The following is a 4,143-nucleotide window of genomic DNA, read 5'->3' on the forward strand; positions in this document are numbered from 1 at the left end:
GTGTAAAAGAGACCCTATCACCCCTGGGGGTGGCGGGGTCGGGAAACGCGGGCCGGGTTCGTACAGGTTCTGGCGCCATTAGGGTGAGGGCATGCCAGCCAGCTACGCGTATCTCGGCCCCGAGGGCACCTTCACCGAGGTTGCCCTGCGCACGCTTCCCGAGACGGCCACCCGGGAGCTGATCCCGATGGTGTCCGTGCCGGCCACGCTCGACGCGGTGCGCAGCGGTGAGGTCGAGGCCGCGTTCGTGCCGATCGAGAACTCCGTCGAGGGCGGTATCACCACCACGCTCGACGAGCTGGTCGCGGGCTCCCCGCTGATGATCTACCGCGAGGTGCTGCTGTCGATCACCTTCGCGCTGCTGGTCAGGCCGGGCACCAAGCTGTCGGAGATCAAGACCGTCACCGCCCATCCGGCCGCGCAGTCGCAGATCCGCAACTGGATGAAGGTGAACCTCCCGGACGTGGTGTGGGAGTCGTCCGCCTCGAACGCGGACGGTGCCCGGCTGGTGCAGGAGGGCCGGTACGACGCCGCCTTCGCGGGCGAGTTCGCCGCCGCCCGGTACGGTCTCACCGCGCTGGAGACCGGCATCCACGACGCGGAGAACGCGCAGACACGGTTCGTCCTGGTGGGCAGGCCCGCCCGGCCCGCCGCACCGACCGGCGCGGACAAGACGTCCGTCGTCATCTGGCAGCGTGACGACCACCCCGGTGGACTGCGCGATCTGCTGGGCGAGTTCGCGGTGCGGGGCGTCAACCTGATGCTGCTCCAGTCCCGGCCGACCGGGCAGGGCATCGGCAACTACTGCTTCGCCATTGACGCCGAGGGCCATATCTCCGACCGGAAGGTCGCCGAGGCGCTGATGGGGCTCAGGCGGATCTGCCTCAAGGTGCGGTACCTGGGTTCGTACCCGCGTGCGGACATCGGAGTGGAGGACGTACGCGCGCCACTGCCGGGCACGTCCGACGAGGAGTTCGTGACGGCCGCCGACTGGGTGGCCCGCTGCCAGGACGGCCGCTTCTAGCCGGTCCCTCGGTGCTCCGACAGCCGGTCCTCCGGCGCTCCGAGCCGTTGCCTCGGCGGTTCCGGCCGGTCCTACCAGCCGATTTCCGTTGTCCACAGAAGTTATCCACAGGCCTGCTTCTCGACCTGGGGACAAGTCGACAACGGAACACCACCCTGTCGACAAATCGCCCTACAGACCGCCGCCCCGTCCACAGCCCGCCATGCCACTCTTCGTCCACTCGTTTCCCTGGTATAACCCGCCGGGGTTACGCATTTACACCCGAAAGTGGGCGAGAGGGTGGTTTGCTTCGAGAATTGGTCATCTCGTGGACATCTTTCGAAACGATCACTTCCGTAATCCACAGATCTTTCACACAGCCTGTGGATAACTTCGTCCGGGTGTGGATCACTGTGGACGACCGCGCCGCCAAGTCCCCTTCACCGCAAGGGATTCGAGTCAACCAGGCACCGCCGTCGGACTCTTTCAGGGAAGCCGGCTGTTTTTCTTTGACGCACCCGAATAGGCCCACATTTCGGGCAAATGGCAACACGCGGCGGGCAGGGAAATACCGAGTCGTGAGCGCCGACCCGGCACCGGTAGCCTTGCAGGGTGATTGACCTTCGCCTGCTCCGTGAGGACCCCGACCGTGTGCGCGCCTCGCAGCGTGCCCGTGGAGAGGACGTCGCGCTCGTCGACGCTCTCCTGTCCGCCGACGAGCGGCGCAGGTCGTCCGGCGTCCGCTTCGACGAGTTGCGTTCCGAGCAGAAGGCGCTCGGCAAGCTGATCCCCAAGGCCTCCGGCGACGAGAAGGCCGAGCTGCTGGCGAAGGCCGGACAGCTCGCCGCCGACGTCAAGGCGGCCGACGCCGAACAGCACGAGGCCGACGAGGAGGCCAAGAAGCTCCTCCTCCAGCTCGGCAACCTGGTCCACCCGGACGTCCCGGTCGGCGGCGAGGAGGACTTCGTCGTCCTGGAGACGCACGGCACGATCCGCGACTTCGGCGCCGAGGGTTTCGAGCCCAAGGACCACCTGGAGCTCGGCGAGGCGCTGGGCGCCATCGACGTCGAGCGGGGCGCCAAGGTGTCCGGCTCGCGCTTCTACTACCTCACCGGCGTCGGCGCGCTCCTTGAGCTGGCCCTCGTCAACGCCGCGATCGCGCAGGCCACGGCGGCCGGCTTCATCCCGATGCTGACCCCGGCGCTGGTCCGCCCGCGCGCGATGGAGGGCACCGGCTTCCTCGGCCAGGCCGCGGAGAACGTGTACCACCTGGAGAAGGACGACTTCTACCTGGTCGGCACCTCCGAGGTCCCCCTCGCCGCGTACCACATGGACGAGATCCTCGACGCCGACAAGCTGCCGCTGCGCTACGCCGGTTTCTCGCCGTGCTTCCGCCGCGAGGCCGGCACCTACGGCAAGGACACCCGGGGCATCTTCCGCGTGCACCAGTTCGACAAGGTCGAGATGTTCTCGTACGTCGACCCGGCGGACGCGGAGAACGAGCACCAGCGTCTCCTGGACTGGGAGAAGCAGTGGCTGACCGCCCTCGAACTGCCCTTCCAGGTCATCGACGTGGCCTCGGGTGACCTTGGCTCCTCGGCCTCGCGCAAGTTCGACTGCGAGGCGTGGATCCCGACCCAGGGCAAGTACCGCGAGCTGACCTCGGCCTCCAACTGCGACGGCTTCCAGGCCCGGCGTCTGTCCGTGCGGATGCGTGACACCAGCGACGGCAAGAGCAGGGTCCAGCCGCTCGCGACCCTGAACGGCACGCTGTGCGCCGTACCGCGCACGATCGTGGCGATCCTGGAGAACCACCAGCTGGCAGACGGTTCGGTGCGCGTGCCCGAGGTGCTGCGCCCGTACCTGGGCGGCCGGGAGCTGCTGGAGCCGGTCGCCAAGTGACCGACGCCGCCGGGTCGTTCCCGTACCGGCTCGTCGCGACCGATCTCGACGGAACGCTGCTGCGCTCCGACGACTCGGTCTCGGCGCGCACCCGCGAGGCCCTCGCCGCGGCCACCGCGGCGGGCGCCGCGCACATCGTCGTCACCGGCCGGGGAGTGCGCTGGACCCGGCACGTCCTTGAGGAACTGGGCTACGACGGACTCGCGGTCTGCGGCCAGGGCGCACAGGTGTACGACGTCGGCGCGCATCGCCTGCTGACGTCGATCACCCTGGACCGGCAGTTGGCCTCGCTCGCGCTGGCGAAGATCGAGTCGGAGGTCGGGCCACTGTTCCTGGCGGCGAGCCGGGCGGGCCTCGACGGCGAGGTGCTGGTAGGTCCGGGCTACGAGGGCGTGGGCTCGCTGCCCTTCGTCCCGCTTCTGGAACCGTCGGACCTCTGGGCCGAGCCGCTGGGCAAGCTCTACATCCAGCATCCGACGCTGTCCAGCGACGAGCTGACCGACGTCGCCACCCGGACCGCCAGTGGCTTCGTGACCGTCACCATGGCCGGCGAGGGGATAGTGGAACTCCTCCCCCTGGGCCTGACCAAGGCGAAGGGCCTGTCCCTGGCGGCCCGTCGGCTGGGCCTGAGGTCCACGGACGCGATCGCCTTCGGTGACATGCCCAACGACATCCCGATGTTCACCTGGGCGGCACACGGGGTGGCGATGGCCAACGCCCACGCCGAACTGCGGGCGGTGGCGGACGAGGTGACGTCGTCGAACGACGAGGACGGCATCGCGGCTGTGCTGGAGCGGTTGCTCGCGTAGGGCGTGCGTGGCCGGAAGGGCCCGAGGGGGGCCTGGGGAGGGCGGCCCGCGCGAGACGACTCGCGCGCTCGAAGTGGCCGCCCCGGGCAGCTCCCCCCGCTGAGCGGACTCCACGGAGGCAGTGACTCTCCGGAACCCGCCGCGGGCTGCCCCGAAGGAAGCCGCACCGACCGCCGTGCACCGGCGTCACGCGGCTCCGCTCCCAGTTCCCGACCCCAGCCACCGGACCTTCGACATCGGACAGATCCGGCGTACTGGACACAACTACTGTGCCTGCAGGGCGCGTCGGACGCCACCGAATAAAACTGGTGAGCGGGTCCCTGAAGTTCCTGAAGTTCCAGGGGCCCCAGGGGTCCCAGGAGTCCCCGGGGTGGCGGGCCCGACCGCCCCCGCCCGCTGCCTACTTGCGGCGCCACCTGCGGCGGCGCG

The 4,143-nt window shown here is 69.3% G+C and carries 3 protein-coding genes; all 3 read left to right on the forward strand.

The features are described from left to right. The first annotated feature begins 91 nt into the window (after nt 1–91). The 3 genes from pheA (at nt 92) to AOK08_RS38095 (ending at nt 3,714) form a co-directional block, all read left to right on the forward strand. Nucleotides 92–1,024, forward strand: coding sequence for a prephenate dehydratase (pheA, locus tag AOK08_RS38085; protein ID WP_055534628.1), 933 nt, complete (start codon nt 92–94; stop codon nt 1,022–1,024). 591 nt (nt 1,025–1,615) lie between these two features. Beyond that, nucleotides 1,616–2,905 (forward strand): serine--tRNA ligase, encoded by a 1,290-nt coding sequence (gene serS, locus AOK08_RS38090; protein WP_055534630.1) that lies wholly within the window; start codon nt 1,616–1,618, stop codon nt 2,903–2,905. Next, entirely contained in the window at nt 2,902–3,714 is an 813-nt protein-coding gene (locus AOK08_RS38095; RefSeq protein WP_055534632.1) for an HAD family hydrolase, read from the forward strand. The genes serS and AOK08_RS38095 overlap by 4 nt, the downstream gene beginning before the upstream one ends. Nucleotides 3,715–4,143 lie beyond the last annotated feature (429 nt).

Origin of the sequence: Streptomyces graminilatus, assembly GCF_001418565.1 — a bacterium.
Taxonomy (GTDB): Bacteria; Actinomycetota; Actinomycetes; order Streptomycetales; family Streptomycetaceae; genus Streptomyces; species Streptomyces graminilatus.